The following is an 18,535-nucleotide window of genomic DNA, read 5'->3' as shown; positions in this document are numbered from 1 at the left end:
TCTTGTGATGGGTTATCCGCCGTAGAGATGCGCCAACAACTGTTTATCGACCTTGCCCGCTCCTGTTTGGGGCAGTTCATTGACAAACCGAATGGATTTGGGGACTTTATAACCCGCCAGACGTTCGCGCAAAAACTGAACCAGTTCGTCCACCGTCAGGGTGCGTCCCACTTCTAGGACAACGATTGCCCGCCCAACCTCTCCCCATGTGGGGTCTGGGATACCGATTAAGGCAGCGGCGGCAATGGCGGGATGGGCGAATAAGACGCTTTCCACCTCTGCTGGATAAATATTTTCCCCTCCGCTGATGATCATCTCTTTCAAACGCCCCACAATCGTATAGTAGCCCTCGCTATCGCACTTGGCGAGGTCGCCTGTGTGCAGCCAGCCCTCGCGGATTGCCTCAGCAGTGGCGGTGGGGTTGTTCCAATAGCCGGGCGTGACATGCGCACCGCGGATGATCAATTCACCGGGTTCATCCGCCGCACAATCTGACCCATCAGAACGGACAACACGAACATCGACGTGGATCAGCGGGCGTCCCACCGCGCCCGGTTTACGGCGGACATCCTCCGGCGGCAGCCAAAAGGTGTTCGGTCCCGCCTCGGTTAACCCATAGCCTGTTTTGAAATCGACCCCCTTTGCCCAGAAGCGCTCAAAAATGGGCATGGGGCAGGGCGCTCCCCCGCTGATCACAATCTTCAGACGGGAGAAATCAGCAGATTCCCAACGGGGGTGCTGCTGAAGCGCCAAAAACATGGTTGGGACGCCAAAAAAAACGGTGACGCCACCTGTTTCGATCAGATCAAAAATCTGGTTAGAGTCAAAGCGCTGGCAGAGGATGCTTTTTCCGCCAACATGGATCAGCGGCAAGGTAAAGACGTTCAACGCCCCTGTATGGAACAGCGGCGTGCTGATGATTCCGACATCGTTGGCATCCAACCCCCAACTGGTGACAGTATTCACGCTGTTCCATGTCATGTTTCCATGAGTCAACAGTGCCCCTTTGGGCAGTCCCGTCGTGCCGCCCGTGTAGCAGATAACCCATGTGTCATCGAGCGTCAGGGAGGGGCGATCCGGGGCGGTGGTGGGAAACGAGAGGCGTTTCTCGAAGGGCAGGGTGCGGTGATAGGGTGGATCAAAGGCGACGTATTCGCGCACGGTGGTCAGGGTGGGGCGAAGCGTTTCGATTTGCGCGGCGAATTCGCCTGAATACAGGATCACCGTTGGGGACGCATCTTTCAGCAAATGGTCTACTTCGGGAAGGGCAAGCCGCCAGTTCACATTTTGGAGGATTGCCCCTAATTTTCCGCAGGCGTGCCAGACCTCAAGGTATTCCGTCCGGTTTGTAGCATAGACGGCGACGCGATCCCCCTTGCGCACGCCCAGATCGCTGAGGAAATGGGCGGTTTGGTTCGTCACGGCGTTCCATGCAGAGTAGGTAAGATCACGCCCTATGAGCGTATCCTGAAGGGCGATCCGGTTTGGTGTTAGCGCGGCACGACGCTCCAACCAATCGGTAACATAGTGTGATGATTGCGGTGATGGTTGCAGCATCGTTATCCCCATCGAATGGCTAAAGCGCTCCATGTATAGCCGACACCCGCCCCCGCGAGGACGACGAGATCGCCCGGGCGAATCGTCCCCGCCTGCAAGCCTAACTGGAGCGCCAAAACTTGATCAGCACTTTGGACATGCCCATAGTCTTGAAGGTAGACAGATTGAGCGGGGGTTAGCCCCACCGCCGCCAGAATTTCCTCGTAAAAAGATCGTTTCATGTGGGTAATGCCTAAAAAGGCAATGTCCCCTAGACCCGCTCCGGCGCGAGAGGTGGCTTCCTCAATGACCCGCACAAAATTCCGCAGGGAGGTTTCGCCTAAGCGCTCGGTCATGTACTCTGGTTGGATGACATCGAGTTTTCCGCGCAGATCGGCGCTGACCTCTGGACGCTCTCCGGCAACCTCGCGGCTCTGGCTCAGGATGACCGCTTCGGCAAGGCTGCCATCGGTGAAGGCAGACATGCCAACAATATGATTGCGGGGGTAATCCCGCGCCAAGACCATTGCCCCTGCCCCCGCCCCAAAGTTCGTCATAAATCGTGTGCGTGGGTTGGATAGATTGACCAAATCGTGTTCGCGGCTGGCGGCAACCAACACAGCACACGCTAGGCTTGGGTTGGCGATCATCAGCCCTTGCGCCGCGCCAACGGCAATGGCTGCCCCTGCACAGAGGGCGTACACCTCAAAGGCGAAGGCATTCACCGCACCAAGATTGCCTTGAATCTTGGCAGCGGCGTTCCAGACAAGATGATCTTTATGTTCGCTCCCATGCGAAATAACCGCCCCTACCGCACTTGGGGGGATGCCGGCGTCTTCTAGCGCCCGCTGTGCTGCTATGGTCGCCATATGGCTAATGGTGTCTGTCTCGCCGGCAATATGGCGCTGGACAATGCCCATTTTTTGCTGGAGGATGCTTTCGGGAATCCCCGTCCGTTCAACGATCTCCGCCGCTGTTTCAATGTGCGGCGGGAAATACGTCCCAATACCAGCGATTCCGATGGTGGGTAAGCTCATAAGCGCTCTTTACGTTTAACAACCCGAAAACTATACCACCGGTCAGGGGAGGGTCAAACCCATTGCCTCGGCAAGAGGGCGATTCACCTCGACCTTTTTTCCATAGCGCGTCACCAAGCCGAAACTTCTATCGTATTCCCACATCGTCCAGCCAATGCCCTGCCCTTCCAATGCCTTCACCACGGCGCCGTGCCAGTTAGCGCGGTCTTGTGGCGGGGCATATTCGCTGTACACGCCAAACTCGGTACAGATGACGCGCACCCCGTACTTTTTTGCCCAGGCGCCCGCCTCGGCTAAGCGTTTGGTAATCCGTTCCGGCGTCCAGTTTTCTTCGGCGTAGGCTTGTGCCGCCCGCAGCGCGTCGGGGTCGTTGCGCTTCCGGTTGTAGAGGCGCGTCATGGCGGTTTCGTTGGGCGGGAAAGGGACTTCCCGCAAACGGGTGACTGGATTCTCACCGATCCATGTTGCGCCCTGATGGGTGAAGGCGAAGGGGTCGTAAAAATGGAATTCGTAGATCACGTTTGGATCAGCCAGTGGGGTGAGCCGCAGCAAGGTTTCCAATGATGACCACAGCGCTCCGGTGGCGATTAGGGTATGGTCAGGAGCGCCCTCGCGCAGCGTAGCGACGATCTCTGGCTGCATTGCCGCCCAACGGGAGGGATCTTGCTGAAAGGTAGGCTCGTTCATCGCCGCCAGAAAGAGCCGCTCAGGATCAAAGCGGCTGAGGTGCTTGGCAAAGGACAGCCAAAAGCGTTTGAATGTTGCCAGAAATTTGGGATCATTTTCCAACGCACCAGAATACTGCCCTGCTTGTGGCGTGGGGACAGCGTGCAGATCGATGATCACCGCCAGATCAGCGGCGAAAAGGCGTTCAATGGCGCGGTCAAGGGCGGCGAGGTGGTCGGCGTGCAGCAAATCAACGGCAGACTCATCGGCAATGAACGACCAATCAATAGGCAGCCGAACATGAGTCAACCCCATCGCCCGCAGCGCAGCGAATTCTTCATCGGTAAAGCGTGTTTCAAGCTGCTTTGCCTCAGCTGGTCCCATCCAGAACCAAAAGGGGAGGTTGACACCCTTGGCTAAACGGGCAAAGCGGGCATCGCTGACTCCCCCGCCTCCTCCTTGTGCGGCACTTCTGGGAGCGCTCTCAAAACTACCCAAAAGAAACGCACAGAAAATACATGCGGCAACCCACCGCAGGGAACGTAGAGACATGATCAAGACTCCTTTGCGGGATAGGTTTACCCCAAACTTCTTTAATGCAGGCGCCGAATGACGAGAATTGTTTCATCGTCATACGAGCCGCGTGCGCCGGAAAAGGTGGTGATCGCCGCCACAATCCGATCGATAATCACGGTGGCGCTTTTCCCTTCCGCCCTTTCCAGAAGCGCCTTCAAACGGTCTTCCCCGAACAGATCATCGTGAGGATCGGTTGCCTCGGTAATGCCATCCGTATAGAGTACCAGTACATCGCCAGCATGTATGTCTATTTGGCAAGGTTGGAAGGGGGCATCCTCGAACATGCCGGCAATCACACCCGGCACTTTGACATAAGCCGTTTCCCCACTGGCGCGGCGGATGAGCGGCGGGTTATGTCCGGCGGAGGCGCAGGCAAACGTGCCGTTGCTAAAATCCAGAAAGCCAACCAAGATGGAGAGGAACATCTGCGAATCACGGTTCATTGCCGCCAACGCCCGATTTAAGTTTCGCATCACCTCCACCGGCGGGAGATCAAGGGCAGTCACAAAGCGGAGCATCGCCGCTGAGACGCCCATAAACAGCGCTGCCGGAATACCTTTTCCCGATACATCCCCAATAGCCACCGACCAGCGCCCATCCTCTAAAGGTTGAAAATCGTAGAAGTCCCCCGCGACACGCCGCGCTGGACGCCAAAAAGCGGCGATCTCCCAATTGGGATGCTGCGGGATGACGGCTGGCAAAAGACTCTCTTGAATTCGCTTGGCAGCGGTCAGTTCTTGGTTTAGCAGTTCTTGCTGAAGCTCTTGGCGGTGAAGGCGGGCATTCTCGATGCTGATTGCCACCTGAGCAGACATTGCCAAAAGCAGGCGTTCATCCCGCGAAGAAAAGGGCCCGCCGCGTTTGTTTAGACATTGAACAACGCCGATGATCGTCCCAGAGGGGTTGCGCAGCGGCATCGTGAGCATGGTACGTGTGGTGAACCCTGTTTGTTTGTCGATGCTTCGCATAAAACGCGAATCGCTGTAAGCATCCTTGATATTGACGCTCTCGCCCGTCTTGGCAACAAACCCGGCAATGCCCTCGCCTATCTTGATGCGAATCTCGGAGATGATATTGGAATCCTCTAGCAAGATTTTGGAATAGAGTTCGCCATGCTCAGCGTCAATGAGGTAAAGTGTCCCTCGTTCAGCATCAATGGCATCAACCAATTGATCAATGATCAATTTGAGCAGATCATCAAGGGTGATGTTGGTTGCCATCGCTTGGCTGATGATCTGAAGTGCCTGAAGTTCGCGCTGAGGGGCAAGCCGCTCACGAGGGGTGGCGGCGGGGGTTTGGGTAATCCGTTTCATAATCTGAAACTGCGTGTTGCCGGCAGGGGATACCCCATGTTCAAAGTTGTCGGTTAATTCTTGGATCAACCGCAGGCGCATCCCTTCCGCCAAACTATCACTCGGATGAGGCTCTTGGGTAGTACGCCTTGCCCCATCATGGGTTAACCGGACAAAAATCATGTCCTCTTGTAAGAGCGCATTGATCACGATCATGCTTGGTGGGGCAAGGCGTTCGAGAAGGGTTGCGGCTGTTTCTTCGGCGGCAATTTCAAGATCAGACCGCGCAGCTTCGGTCAACCGCAACTGGTGGGCAACGCCATTAATAAAATAGGCAATTTGCTTCAGGCTCTCGTGTGCTGCCAGAAGGCGTATTTCCCCCAAGAACATGGTGTGTTCCTTTGATTGCTGTTGTGTCGGTGATAGGTGTGTCAATGATGCTGCGGCTCCTGTCGCGGTCCGATTTGCTGCTCAAAATCGGTGATCAGACGGGCGGCGCTCAGACCGAGGGCAATTGCCGCCGTGATCAACGCCACCCGAACAGCACTCTCTAAGCCAGAAAGTACGTTCCCTTGCGAAAAATGAAACAAGACCTGATAAGCGGGGACGCCGGGAATCAGAGGGATGATTCCCGTCACCGTAAAGATAAGGCGCGGCAGCCACAGCCGATAGGCAGCGAGATAACCCACCAACCCAATACACAGCGCAGCAAAAAAAGTAGCCACCTCTGGCGATGCCCCCAAGATTGTGAAGGCTGTCCGAATGCCGATGGCTGCCCCGCCTAAGGCAGCCACAATCCAAATCGCTTTGCGGGGGGTATTGAACAAAACCGCGAAGCCAAAGGTGGCAACCACGCCAAAAATCATCCGCAGGAAAATATCGGCAATGCCCATCGTCAAAACGTCTCCAGTGTTCCTGTTGGGGTAGGTGGGGGAGGGGAGAGACGAGCGGCATCCTCGCAGAGGATGATCCCAACCAAGAGGTTGTTTTCGTTCGTGATCTCTGCGTAATAGAGGGAGTACCCATCAGGACGAAGGGCAGCGGCAATCTTCTGCACTTCGCTAGGGCGCTGGCTTATTCCGAAGCGGTACGCATTTGCCCCCATCACAACGCGAGGAAGACGCTCCGCTGACCACCAACCAAAGGCGTTATCGGTCAGCACGACGAGCGAATCATCGGCAAGCCGCGCCGCTACACTTGGCGCATACAGGGAGCTATCGAACATGAGGGGGGGCATGGTCACAAGGGCATCTCCATCAGAGGTGTATTCCCCTAAATAGGCATAGGCAGAGGATAGAGTAACCCCAAAGCCGCTGAAGGGAATGGAGAGCCGCTTGAGATCGCCGGTGGGGGCGATGTTATGAATGACGCCCACCCGCATCTGTTCGGTGCTGGCAAAGGGGCGGTTGTAGAGCGTGTTTCCCGCCTCGTCCAGGCGGGTGAGGTAGGTTGCTTGGGGTGGGTCGCGCTGTTCCCACGCCACAAAGAGCGTCCCATCGGCAGCTACGGTGAAGGTTTGAAGCCTTGCGCGGTCTTGTTCCCAAAAAACGCGCTGGAAATTCCCATCCTTGTCATAGAGCGTGAGTACGGCACGGTTGCGCTGCCCAACAAGGATACCCCCGCTGCGGTGTACACCGAGGGCATAGGGCTGCACCGCCGGAAAGCGGAGCGCCGTTGTTAAGTCTGGGTTCAGAATGAACACGGTGTTTCGCCCATCGCCCAAGACAAGTTGCCCCTCGTCATTAACGCCGATAGCGCCAATGCCCACCCCATCCATCTGCACCGTCATGAGGCGCGTCGTCGGGATGGTCATCGTATATTGGATTGGCGTTGGCGAAGGAACGGTCAACAAGGTGGCAAGCATTTCCCGCCGTGCCGTTGCCGTTGCCGCACCGGAATCGGTTTGCGCGGCGGGATAAGAGGTGATCCCGAACATTGCCGCGATCAGGATCGCCCCCACCAAAAGAGATGAGCCGACACGACCTCTGCGCATTAGGACAGCATCACAAAGTAGGAATCACAGGCACGATCAATGAGTTCGGGCGATAGCTGTGGCGGGCGGTTGAGATAGCGAGCGATATCGAGCAGTTGATCGAGAATATCGCGGGGATGCACCGCCCGAAACTTTCGCTCTTTTTCCAAATACCACTTTTGGATCAGGTAGCGCAAGCCGCCTTCATCATAGGGGACGCGCTTTGCCTCGCACGCTCGCTTAAAAATCTCCACAAAATCTTGGGGAGAGGGATCGCCCACCTCAATCTTGTGACGGATACGGCGCAAAAACGCCTCATCCACGAGATCGGAAGGGTCGATGTTTGTGGAAAAGACAATCAAAACATTGAAGGGCATTTCGATCTTGCGTCCAGTGGCAAGGGTGAGATAATCGACGCCTTTTTCGAGGGGGACAATCCAGCGATTGAGGAGATCACGGGGGCGTGCTTGCTGCCGCCCAAAGTCGTCAATCAAAAATAACCCGCCGTTCGATTTCACCTGAAAGGGCGCTTCGTAAAATTTGTTAATTGGGTCGTAGATCAAGTCCAAGCCAGACATGGTGAGTTCACCGCCGACGATGATCATCGGGCGGCGGATGCGCACCCAACGAGGGTCGCGCTTGATACCCACCGGACGCCCACCGGCACCGGTTTCTGCCTCGGCGGTTTCTAGGACATCGTGATTCACATTATCAAAGACGCGGACAACCTGCCCATCAACATCAAAGGCATAGGGAATCCACAAATCTGCCCCTAAGACAATGCGCCCCACCGCCTCGGAAATGGTCGTCTTGCCGTTGCCGGGTGGACCCCACAGAAACATAGACTTGCCAGAGTTAAACGCCGCGCCGACCTTTTCGTACATCCGCTCCGAAATGACCAAATGCTTCAGCGCTTGCTTCATCACATCGGGGGTCGCCATCATGCGGGTGCGGTTTTGTGCTTTCATCGCCTCCACATATTGTTCATAGGTGACGGGACATTCGCCAGCGTACCGGCTGCGCTCTAGAACCTCGCGGGCTTTATCCGTGCCTAAACCGGATATTTTGTACTGCGAGCCGCCTTCGCCAAAGCCGCTTTGCCCCATCACCTCTACATACTTGCTGCGCTTGAGAAACTCCATCACCTGATCAACAACGCCCACGAAGGGCAGCTTGATCAGATCGGCAACGCGCTGCCCAGTGAGCAAGCCGCTGAAATAGAGCAATTTAATGACCAAATCAGAGATGGTGATCAGGTTGAGACCGGTATCTTCAATCGAGCGAACAGGTGGCGGCTGCCAAGCGGCTTGCTGGCGCGGGGCAGACCCTGGCGCACCTTGCATCGGTGGGGCAGATGGGCGGTTAGGTGTCGTCATAAATGAACGCTCCTTCATTAAGGCGCTTAAGGTGCTGAGGATTTCTTCCCGGCGCTCACGCGCCCCAATGTCTCTAGGGCAAGGGCGGGGCGATTGGTGATAATCGCATCGACCCCTAAATCACGTAATTCGAGAATGCGTTTAGGTGCATCCACCGTCCAAACATGGACGCGCAGGCGGCGCTCACGCGCCCATGCCATAAACTTTGGGGTGACAAGCCGCTGGTCAGGGTGACGGGCATCGTGAGGGACAACCTGCATCATCAATTTCAACAGCGGGGCGAGTGGTGTATCGTCTGGGGCATAGAGGTAGCCGAGGGGCATCAGGGGCATCAGCGTATGAAAGCGACGTAAGGCAAAGGGATTGAAGGAAGACACGATAATTTTCTTGTTCCCGTGACGATGAAGCACGTTTGCCACCGCCGCCGGAAGTCCGTCATCGCGCCACCCTTGCGCCTTCAACTCAACATTGATCACCATCTCTGTACCACAGGCGTCCAGTGCTTCTTCTAAGGTGGGAATCGTCTCCCCTTTGAACTGATGGTCGTAATGACTGCCGGCGTCCAGTTCTTTCAGCGTCTTTAGGCTGAAATCACGCACATAGCCATTGCCGCTGGTCGTTTTATCCAGGGTGAAATCGTGAATCACGACAGGGACACCATCTGCGGACAGCATCGTATCCAGTTCAACCCCATCTGCCCCTTGTTCACGCGCCAAAAGAAAGGCGGCTATCGTGTTTTCGGGCGCGTCGTGGCTTGCCCCACGATGCGCCAACACAAGGGGGGTATGGGCATAAAAACGCCCTAATCGATCTGCTGACCTCGCCACCATAAGCCACCCCAAACGCCCCAACACCTTACGGGATGATCAACGCCTGACCGACATAAATGTAATTCAGATTCAGAAGCCCATTTGCCTTCGCGATGGCATACACATCGCGGCGATAGCGGGCGGCAATGCCAAACAAGTTATCTCCGGGTTGGACAATATAGACACGTCCGGCGGGGCGGCTTGGCTGCGCCGGTGGACGGGGCGAAATCGTCGTATTCACACGGGGAATAACAAGATGCTGCCCCACATAAATGTAATTGGCATTGGCGATGCCGTTTGCTGCCATAATCAAGCCAATGGTCGTCTTGTACTTTTCGGCAATTGCCGCCAAGTTGTCCCCCCGACGAACGGTATAGCCCACATAGCGGGTGACGGTTGTCACTGTTGTCCCTGCCGGGAAACTTGGCACATAAGGCTGCGGCTGTGGGTAGGAGGGATAGGGCTGATAGATGGGCTGCTGTGGCTGTGGCGCACGTATCGCGGCGGGGAGCGTTAAGACCTGCCCAACAAAAACCCTGTTCACGTCATAGACGCCGTTGATCGTTGCCAGATCAGAGAGGCTGACGCCAAAGCGATCCGCAATACTAAAGAGCGTATCGCCGGGTTGGACAACGTAATAATTCCCCCCCCCTTGCGCACGGACAGAAAAGCCCTCGACAGCGAAGCTGATCACGAATGCCGCAAATAGGACGGCGAAAAGAACAACACGGCGCGGCTTGGATGAAAGGCGCATGACAACCCCCTTCGGCGGAAGAACGCATTTAGGGGAATTATACTCACAAACATCCGACTTGCGGCAAGTGTGAGAATGTGCGGGAAAAAAGGGGAAGGGGAAGGCTATCCATGAGGATAGCCTTGTGATCAGGCGTTAATCGCCAACGGCGACAGCGGGAACAACGGGAACAGGCGTTTCTTCAACGCTTTCTCTCTCGCCCACTCCTACCACTGGTGGCGCTTTGTGGGCAGCCGCATCTTGTTCAATGCGCATGATTGCTGGCACAAAGAAGGCGAGGACAGACATCAGAATCACGCCCGTACCAGCAACGACATACCAATTTTGAATGCCGATGAGATCAGCCACAGGACCGGCAACCATGAGGCTGAGCAGCGATGCGCCCGTCGCAATTGCCCCGATGAGGGATTGGATGCGTCCTTGCATATCCAAGCGAACGGCGGTTTGGAAGATGGCAAACATCGTCCCATTGGTAATGGGCAGGGAAAATCCCGCCACCCCCATACCGAGAAGCGCCATAGCAAAGGCATTTGCCGGCGCGAAGCCTATAAGCAGCGTGCCGCTGCCAATTCCAATCACGCTGACTAAGACGGTAATAATTTTCCGCTTGAAGCCACCCCACACCCCAAGAAACACCCCACCAACAATCATCCCCACCCCCACCAGCGATTCCATCAGGGCAAAGGAATCAGCGCCCAACTGAAAATGCTTTTGAACCAGCAGGGGGGTCAGCGAAAAAGCCGGATTCAACAGGGCATTTAAGCCAGAGGCAATCAGAATCAGGTAGAACATCCCCCGCCACGCCACGAGATAGCGCAGCCCGGCGCGAAACTCTTGCCCAACGGTGGTTTTTTCAGCGGCGGCGGCATGGCGCGGTGGCTGCGGAATGGCGATGAACAACAGCGGAACAACGGCGATCCCTGCGGTCACAATATCAATGCCTAACACAAGGGGAATAGACAAGCGGCTGATCAGCAGCGCCCCAACGGGCGGGGCGACGATTGCCATCAACCCCTGCAACATCTGATTTAGCCCGCTGATTCGCGCAATGTGCTGCTCTGGGACAAGCAGAGGGGTGGAGGCGCTCATCGCCGGGAAGTGAAACGCCCCTGCGCCGGAGCGAATGAGCATGATCACATAGACATGCCAGACCTGCACGGTTTCTGTGGCAAAGAGCAGCAGCAGCACAGCCGTTGCCGCCGCCACCGCCGAATCGGCAGCAATCATCACCGTGCGGCGCTTCCAGCGATCTACGAGCGTCCCCGCCAGCGGACCTAAGATCACTTGCGGCAGCATTGCCACAAGGGTTGCCGTCGCCAAGACAGTGGCTGAGCCGGTTTGTTGTGTGAGCCACCACACCAACGCAAACTGCACAAGGCTGCTTCCCAAGAGGGAAAAGGCTTGCCCTGTCCAGATGGTAAAAAAGCGCGGCATCCAGCCTTTGCCAATTGTCGGATGTTGACCTGTCATATCACCCTCACTTCATAAAATTGATTCGGTTATGCCAACTATACGTTGATAGTGAAGATAAGTTTCAATATTTTCAACAACCAAATTGATTATGTAAAGTATACGATTAAAAAATCAAAAGGCAAGAGGGGGTTCGGCTTGGGAATGCTTTTTGAAAAGGGTGGGATGTTTCTGGCTTATACGTTTCCCTGTGCTGTGGGGTTGCCCTATCATGCTATCATGCGCTGTGTTGGGCTTGCCTGCGGTACACTATTCAGATTGCCTTTTAGGAAACAAGAGAAAGGCTCACTGTGAGCGAATCAGCCGTACATTTCGAGGGGAAACGAGTGGGGTTCATTGGCAGCGGCGTCATGGCGGAAGCGATGATCGGTGGACTGCTCTCGAAACAGATTGTCACGCCGGCACAGATCATCGGTTCTGACCCGCTGGATGCCCGCCGCCGTGACCTTGAACACCGTCACGGGATTCACATGGTTGGCGAGAACGCCGAGGTTGCCGCCAACGCCGATGTGCTAATCCTGAGCATCAAGCCGCAAGTGATTGACAAGGTGTTGGCTGATATTCGCCCCGTCGGAAAACGCCCTTCGCTTGTTCTGAGCATTATTGCGGGGGTGCAGATCGCCCATATCCGCGATGGCATGGGCAACCCGAACGTGGTGCGTTCCATGCCCAACACCCCCGCCCGTATTGGCGAGGGCATTACCGTCTGGGCGTCCTCCGCCGATGTGGATGAAGCCGGACGTGACCAAACACGGGCGATCCTTGCTTCGTTGGGGCAAGAGGTGTATGTTGAAGATGAGCATTACCTTGATATGGCAACCGCGCTCAGCGGGACAGGTCCGGCGTATGTTTTCCTGTTTATGGAGGCGATGATCGATGCCGGAGTCCATATGGGCTTTTCGCGGCGCGTTGCCGAACAGCTTGTCCTTCAAACGATGCGCGGGAGTGTCGAATATGCCATTCAGACGAAGGAACATCCCGCCGCCCTGCGTAACCAAGTGACGAGTCCCGGCGGCACATCGGCAGAGGCAATCTATCACTTGGAAAAAGGGGGGTTGCGCACCGTCCTCTCGCGGGCGGTATGGGCGGCATACCAGCGCAGTTCGGCGCTTGGCGGCAAGAAAAAAGAGGGGAAAGACGCCCCACACGATGATGTCAACCGCATCAAGTAATCTATAGAGTCTATATGGAATAAGGCGCTGGTTTATGGCAACCCTCCCCCAGTTTATTGATGATCTTCCCGATTTTCCTGAGGAAGTCATTGAACAAGAGGCGTTCCAACGTCGGCGGTTGTTCACCGCTACAGTGGATACATACCTGATCCTGACCGTCGGAATCTTGGTCGCTATTGGCTTGATGATGGTCTGGAGTACAACGTTTTACTGGTCAAACCCGCAGTCAGCAATGTTTCTCCAACAATTGCGGAACGCCGGTTTGGGGATTGTCATTATGTTCATCCTCGCCGTGATTGATTACCGTCTTTGGCGGCGGCTGGCAATCCCCATGATGTCCGTCACGATCTTGCTCTTGTTGGGGCTGATTGTTTTGCCGGGTGTGCAACTTGTCTATGGCGCACGGCGTGCTTATTTTAACGGTGCCGTGCAGCCAGCGGAAATCGCCGTCCTCGTTGTCACCATTTATATGGGTGCCTGGCTGACGGCGAAACAGGCAAAACTGAAACATCTGACCTATGGGCTGCTGCCCTTTGCCTTGTTGGTAGGGACGGTGGCTGGTTTGATTTTGCTTCAGCCGGATATTTCGACGGCAATCATGGTGTTGGCGGTTGCTTCGATTATGTTCTTTCTTGCCGGCGCAGAGTGGACGCAGATTGGGATCGCCAGCCTTGCCTTTATTGTGATCGGTGCGGTATCGATCACCCAGTTTGATTATGCCCGCGCCCGCGTTGAAAATTATTTCGAGATGCTGCGTGACCCGCTGGAGGCAAACGATCAAGCCCAAGCTGCCATCATCGGCTTCTTGAATGGGGGCATTGGCGGTGTTGGCTTGGGCGAGAGTCGCCAGAAGTTTGAGCAACTGCCAACGCCGCACACCGACTCCATCTTTGCCGTGATTGGCGAGGAACTCGGACTAGCCGGATGTGCGCTCGTCGTGGGGCTTTATGTGACGCTCATGGTGCGCGGCTTTCGCATTGCCAAAAATGCTCCAGATATGTTTGGGGCGCTGCTGGCGGCGGGGATTACCATCTCCATTGTTTTGGAGGCATTGTTCAATATTGCAGTGATGGCGTCCGTCGTCCCCTTCACGGGTGTGCCGCTGCCCTTCATCAGCTTTGGCGGTTCGTCCTTGGTTTCGGGCTTGGCAAGCGTAGGGATTCTCGTCAGCATTTCGCGGGCGACGGCGCGGAAGTCCATTCCCACCCGCCGCGTGAACGAAACGCTCTCCTTGCCCGGGATGCGGGCGTCCATTTCGCGGGTGCGGCAAAAACCAACCGAAGGGGAGTGATGAGGCACGCTCACCGTCACAAGCGGGGCGCATAGGCTGCGCCCCTCCCGAAAACGGCGCCGTCCTATTCAATCGTCTGGACGGCTAAATCCTCACCGGCGCGGATTTCCTTCTCGTAACGATGCCATTCATGGTGGGACGCCATTCCCACATTCGTATACACCCGCGTGGCGTCCGTCAGGCTAGAGGCATCCACCCCCAAGCCAGCACGCTTTTTACCCCGCGCTTGCAGCGCCAAGAAGGACGCCCGCAGCAACGCTGAGGCAACGCCTTTTTTCCGCCAGGGACGGCGCACCCCCACCAGATCGATCCAGCCCATGTCCAAATCGTCGGGAATCTCGTTGAGGCACAGAGAATAGCCGGCAATCTGATTCCCTTCGACGGCGAGGAAATAGATCGCCGGATCAACCTTCTCGCCCTTATAGAAGTGATGCTCAAACTGCTCGTAGGGCATCGGTTGGTAGCCCCAGTGGTCTTGAAAGGCTTCACTATGGGCATCGAACAGGGGGCGATCATCCTCGCCTGGGCGGAACGCCCGAATCGTGATCCCCTCTGGGACGACAGGGGCTGGAATGACCTGATTAAGCTCGATCCGCATTTGCAGGTAGCGCCGTACAAGCGTGTAGCCGTTATCTTGGAGCAGCTTGGCGCTTCCTAAGCAGCGGTTATCGACTGAGCTTGAAAAGGCAATGCGGGCATGGGGCGGCGCTTTCGGAATGGATTGATGGGCGCGTTCTTCCAGAATCTGTAGCAAGCGCGTCCCAACGCCTTGTCCCCAAAAGTCGGGGTGAACACGCCCAAAGTGGTACACACGGGTGAGCGGCTCACGCTTATCAAAAACATCCCCATAAGCGACAACACGCCCTTCGGCAGTGGCAAGGATGAATGTATCCGTGGTCAAATTCGTCATTGGGTCTTCCCATTCGCGCTTCGCGTCCTCGGCGCTGGTGATTGGGTCGCCGCCATCAGCGGTTTGGGCTGCGTTCAGCACATCGACAATGGCTTCAACGTCGTCCATCGTTGCCGGACGAACATGGAGCGAGACCGTTTCTTGTGTCGTCATTGGTCTTTCCTGACCCCTTAAAAGGTCTAAATAAGCGTCAACATAGTGTACAGGAAAATTGAAAGCGAGGGAAGGGGTATCTCTCTTGCGTTGAGTCTCCTTCTAGACAACAGAGAACTTTTGTGCTATTCTGAGAGAGCGCATGGAAGGGTATCCCACCCAAAGGAGCTTATCCGCCAATGACAACCTCACTTCCTACAACACGTCAACGCATCCTCGATGCGTTTCAGGAGCATGACGAAAGCCCAGACCTACAGCGTGCGCTTACACAAATTATGGAGGAAGACCCTGAAGGGTTTCAGGCTGAAGCGGCGGACTGGGCGTTGAGGCTTTGTGAAAGAGATTTCGCGTTTTTTAATTCATTCGTTCTCGGGGCGATTCGTATTGACTCAACCTCAAAAGGTACTGTTAAGGAACTCCTTCGCTGGGCAGAAGAAACCAAGATGAGGCATCATTTTTTCTCACAATTGTATGCCCAAGTATACGAACGTGATCCGCATGGTTTTGATACAGATGTGGCAAACCTTATAGAGCAAACCACAGACGATACTACCCTTTTGGCAAATCTAACCCTCCGCCTCGCCAATTTCAATTTTCATCTTAGCGATGACCATACCACCGCCCTCTATACCCGCAACCCGACGCTGTTTAGCAAATTGATCCTGTCTCAGATTAGTCGTTCTCATAATACTGCCCATATAAAGGATGGATCGTTTCCTTACCCAAATTTGTATGCCGCCGCTGAAAAACAAGGGGATGAACACCTGCAACAAGCGTTGTTCAAGACCTATGCCTCCCAAACGGAATGGGATGCAAAAGCAAACGATCTTATAAAGAAGAACGCTGATGACACCCTTGCCTCAAAACTTACGGCGTGGCGACCACCACATTTTCCAGCGCTTGCTGAGGGGATTGTTAAGCAGTTGCAGGGGCTAGGACATCATCTGAAGGAATGGGCGGAGAAAAATACACTTTCTGGCGCGAAAGAATTTGCCCACAAACGGATTGCTCAGGCACTTACGGCAAAGGAAAATCCGGCTGAGGTGATGGACGCCATTCAAAATAGGCTAGGGTGGCAAATGACACAATATACAGCAGCGGCATGGTTAGGCTATCTTTATGACCATGCCCCTGCCCTCCTGATGACCTATTTTCCTTTTTATGATTATTATTTTAGCCTCTTACATCAGCCGCACATTGCCGAATTAATGTCCCTACGGCAAACCCTTCTTGAGCGCTGCAAAGCAGATGGAAAGGATAATCTGTGGAACAAACTCTTTCGGCACAGCCATACAAAGAAAGAATGGGGGGCAGAAATAGACGAACTCATTGCCCGTAAGCCCGCCGAAGCCGAACTTGAAAGCGAATTAGCTCGCTTAGAAATTCCCTACACCAAACTCTCTGACGCTCAAGCTGTGGCACTCTATAGGCTGAATCGAGAGGTAGCCCTTGATTTCATCTCGCGGCATATAGATCGCGGGGGCAAAGCGGCAACCTACCCAAAACTTCTTGCGATGATTGAAAAGACAGAGGATGATCCGTTGATGGTTCAGCGCATCTTTCGGCAAGCGGCAAATCACAGCCTTTGGGAAGCGCAGATGGAGCGCATTCTAGCCGAGGATATTCCGCCTGATCAGATCGTAACGGTTCTAAACGAGTGGCATTCTAAAGACTATCAAAAAGCGAATCCAGCCATCATGCGCCGTTTTTTGGAAAAATATGGGGAAGCCGTTCTCCCCTATCTGGAGCGGGTGATGAACACGGTCACGGCGGGCCGCCTCCGCGCCCTGCTTGACCTCCCCATTGAACGCGGCGAACTGCTGCGAGAACTCTCGGCAATGGCACGCCGGCAGCCAACAGAATTCGCCGCGCTAGGGCGTCTTTGGGTGCCTGCCTTGATGGAACGGGGGTTAGAATTCTTCGACTCATTCATTGCCCGCTACATCGGGCGAGATGAATACGTAATCCGTGATCTCCTTCCGCGCTTGGAAAAAGAAGGGCGTGATGCCCTCTTTACTCGCCTCTATGGACAGATCACGACACAACCCGCTTGGGTTGCCGATCTTCGGAAACACCTCGCGGACACCAGCGACAATGATACCCTTGCCCGCGCCCTCACCTTGCGCACTATGACGTGGTTTGTCCTTCCCGATGATCTGGCAGTAATCATTTACCAGCGGGATCGGCTGCATTTGGGTGAGTTTATCCGCGCTCATCTTCCCACTGGGCGCAATTGGTGGCGACGAGAACAAAACAAACCCTACCCCAAACTTCTGGCTGAGGCGGAAAAACACGCCGATCAGCCCATGATTGATGCGATCAACAAGGCGCTCATCGCTATCCAAAAAATCACCTGGGGTGGGCAGGTACATGGTCTGCTACAGCAGACCATACCGCCCGATCAAATCGGCGCCGCGCTAGAACGCATCCATCCTGAAGAAGAATGGAATGTTCAACATAGAGAGGCGCTGCTCACAGTGGTTAAGCGCTATGGCAAGGCAGCAATGCCCTATTTGATTAACCATGCGGCGTTTTCGCTCCCCGTTAAGGGACTCGATGATGCCGTCAAGCGCCTCGGTGATGACACCCTTCTTTGGCAATACCGTATGGCAACACAGTCACCTCTCTACGCTTCCGAATGGAATCAGGCGCTCGCCCATGCTGCTGATGACAACCGGCAGCGGTTTTTGGAACGTCTTGCCCTTCTGACACCTTCTGCCCACACATTTAGACAGTGGACGCTTACCGCCAAGACAGCCAATACCCTGTATAAACGCTATCCCGTAGAGACTCGCTCTTTCTTAGAAACCTTTCTAATCCAACCCGATGAGGCGATTTATACCCTTGCCGACGAACGGCGTGATGAAGTCTTTTTGAACTACTTAACCTACCGATTTATCATCCTCGCTGGTGGTTGGGTCAGGAGTTCCAATCCCTATGCCAATCGTAACCGCCCACCAAACGCCGCCGAACGGCTAAACGCCCTCACGACGCTTATCACGGCGCGGTTTGAGCGCCTGTACAGCGAGTCGCCAGAAACCTTCGCCCGCCATACGGCTGATGTGTTCGGGCGATTTCGCCAGATGGACATCAACGATTGGAATGAGGAGACACTGCGGACAAACAACCCCCTCTTTCAGTACCTTGCCACCGCCCATGATAATGCCCTGTTAAACTCTGGCGCCGCGATCCGCGATTTGCTCGAATCGCCTAGTGTCTACATCCAGATGATCGCCTTCACCAGCTTGGGCAAAGGTGGGCAGGAGGCGGCAGAGCGCGTCATCGAAAATCTCCCCACCTTGCGCGGGTTCCTTATGACCCGCGCCCGACGGACGACAAAACGCATGGTCTTGGCGTGTTTGGAGGCAGCTGCACAGGAGGGGGAGCGCTACACCGCGCCCATTATGCGGGCGTTGGAAGACCCCATGGACATGCGCGGGCGACGGTCTATTTACCAAGAGACAATGCTTGCCTATGCCAAGATACAGCGTATGATGGCGACACAGGATTAGGAGGTTTCC

Annotated in this window: 14 protein-coding genes; 3 read left to right on the top strand and 11 right to left on the bottom strand. The window is 55.2% G+C overall.

Going from position 1 to position 18,535, the window contains the following annotated elements; translation table 11 throughout:
- Window positions 1-12 precede the first annotated feature (12 nt).
- The 10 genes from HS103_13205 to HS103_13160 form a co-directional block, all read right to left on the bottom strand.
- Window positions 13-1,557 carry a long-chain fatty acid--CoA ligase gene (locus HS103_13205; GenBank protein MBE7513759.1) on the bottom strand — a complete coding sequence of 515 codons (1,545 nt, stop codon included), beginning with the start codon at window positions 1,555-1,557 and terminating at the stop codon, window positions 13-15.
- 2 nt (window positions 1,558-1,559) lie between these two features.
- Window positions 1,560-2,573 carry a 3-oxoacyl-ACP synthase gene (locus tag HS103_13200; protein ID MBE7513758.1) on the bottom strand — a complete coding sequence of 338 codons (1,014 nt, stop codon included), beginning with the start codon at window positions 2,571-2,573 and terminating at the stop codon, window positions 1,560-1,562.
- Window positions 2,574-2,615: 42 nt separating this feature from the next.
- Window positions 2,616-3,791 carry a cellulase family glycosylhydrolase gene (locus tag HS103_13195; GenBank protein ID MBE7513757.1) on the bottom strand — a complete coding sequence of 392 codons (1,176 nt, stop codon included), beginning with the start codon at window positions 3,789-3,791 and terminating at the stop codon, window positions 2,616-2,618.
- Window positions 3,792-3,832: 41 nt separating this feature from the next.
- Window positions 3,833-5,497 (bottom strand): SpoIIE family protein phosphatase, encoded by a 1,665-nt coding sequence (locus HS103_13190; protein MBE7513756.1) that lies wholly within the window; start codon window positions 5,495-5,497, stop codon window positions 3,833-3,835.
- 41 nt (window positions 5,498-5,538) lie between these two features.
- Window positions 5,539-6,006, bottom strand: a complete 468-nt coding sequence (locus HS103_13185; GenBank protein MBE7513755.1) for a threonine/serine exporter family protein — start codon at window positions 6,004-6,006, stop codon at window positions 5,539-5,541.
- Window positions 6,003-7,100 carry a hypothetical protein gene (locus HS103_13180; GenBank protein ID MBE7513754.1) on the bottom strand — a complete coding sequence of 366 codons (1,098 nt, stop codon included), beginning with the start codon at window positions 7,098-7,100 and terminating at the stop codon, window positions 6,003-6,005. The genes HS103_13185 and HS103_13180 overlap by 4 nt, the downstream gene beginning before the upstream one ends.
- Window positions 7,100-8,455: an ATP-binding protein gene (locus HS103_13175; protein MBE7513753.1), complete on the bottom strand. Its 1,356-nt coding sequence runs from the start codon at window positions 8,453-8,455 to the stop codon at window positions 7,100-7,102. Before HS103_13175 ends, HS103_13180 begins: the two co-directional genes overlap by 1 nt.
- A gap of 26 nt (window positions 8,456-8,481) precedes the next feature.
- Window positions 8,482-9,297, bottom strand: coding sequence for a glycerophosphodiester phosphodiesterase (locus HS103_13170; protein ID MBE7513752.1), 816 nt, complete (start codon window positions 9,295-9,297; stop codon window positions 8,482-8,484).
- 13 nt (window positions 9,298-9,310) lie between these two features.
- Window positions 9,311-10,018, bottom strand: coding sequence for a LysM peptidoglycan-binding domain-containing protein (locus HS103_13165; protein MBE7513751.1), 708 nt, complete (start codon window positions 10,016-10,018; stop codon window positions 9,311-9,313).
- A gap of 135 nt (window positions 10,019-10,153) precedes the next feature.
- Window positions 10,154-11,488 carry an MFS transporter gene (locus tag HS103_13160; protein ID MBE7513750.1) on the bottom strand — a complete coding sequence of 445 codons (1,335 nt, stop codon included), beginning with the start codon at window positions 11,486-11,488 and terminating at the stop codon, window positions 10,154-10,156.
- Window positions 11,489-11,838: 350 nt separating this feature from the next.
- On the opposite strand from HS103_13160, the gene HS103_13155 reads away from it, so the two are divergent.
- Together HS103_13155 and HS103_13150 are read left to right on the top strand one after the other, a co-directional pair.
- Complete coding sequence (locus tag HS103_13155; protein ID MBE7513749.1) at window positions 11,839-12,660, top strand: pyrroline-5-carboxylate reductase; 822 nt, start codon at window positions 11,839-11,841, stop codon at window positions 12,658-12,660.
- Between the two features lie 34 nt (window positions 12,661-12,694).
- Window positions 12,695-13,951, top strand: a complete 1,257-nt coding sequence (locus tag HS103_13150; GenBank protein ID MBE7513748.1) for an FtsW/RodA/SpoVE family cell cycle protein — start codon at window positions 12,695-12,697, stop codon at window positions 13,949-13,951.
- A gap of 64 nt (window positions 13,952-14,015) precedes the next feature.
- On the opposite strand, the gene HS103_13145 is transcribed toward HS103_13150, so the two are convergent.
- Complete coding sequence (locus tag HS103_13145; GenBank protein MBE7513747.1) at window positions 14,016-15,014, bottom strand: GNAT family N-acetyltransferase; 999 nt, start codon at window positions 15,012-15,014, stop codon at window positions 14,016-14,018.
- Between the two features lie 515 nt (window positions 15,015-15,529).
- On the opposite strand from HS103_13145, the gene HS103_13140 reads away from it, so the two are divergent.
- On the top strand, window positions 15,530-18,526 hold the full coding sequence (locus tag HS103_13140) for a hypothetical protein (GenBank protein ID MBE7513746.1): 2,997 nt from the start codon (window positions 15,530-15,532) through the stop codon (window positions 18,524-18,526).
- Window positions 18,527-18,535: the final 9 nt, after the last annotated feature.

It is taken from the genome of Anaerolineales bacterium (assembly GCA_015075625.1).
In the GTDB taxonomy this organism is placed as follows: Bacteria; Chloroflexota; Anaerolineae; order Aggregatilineales; family UBA2796; genus UBA2796.
This window is presented reverse-complemented; position numbering and strand designations above follow the sequence as displayed.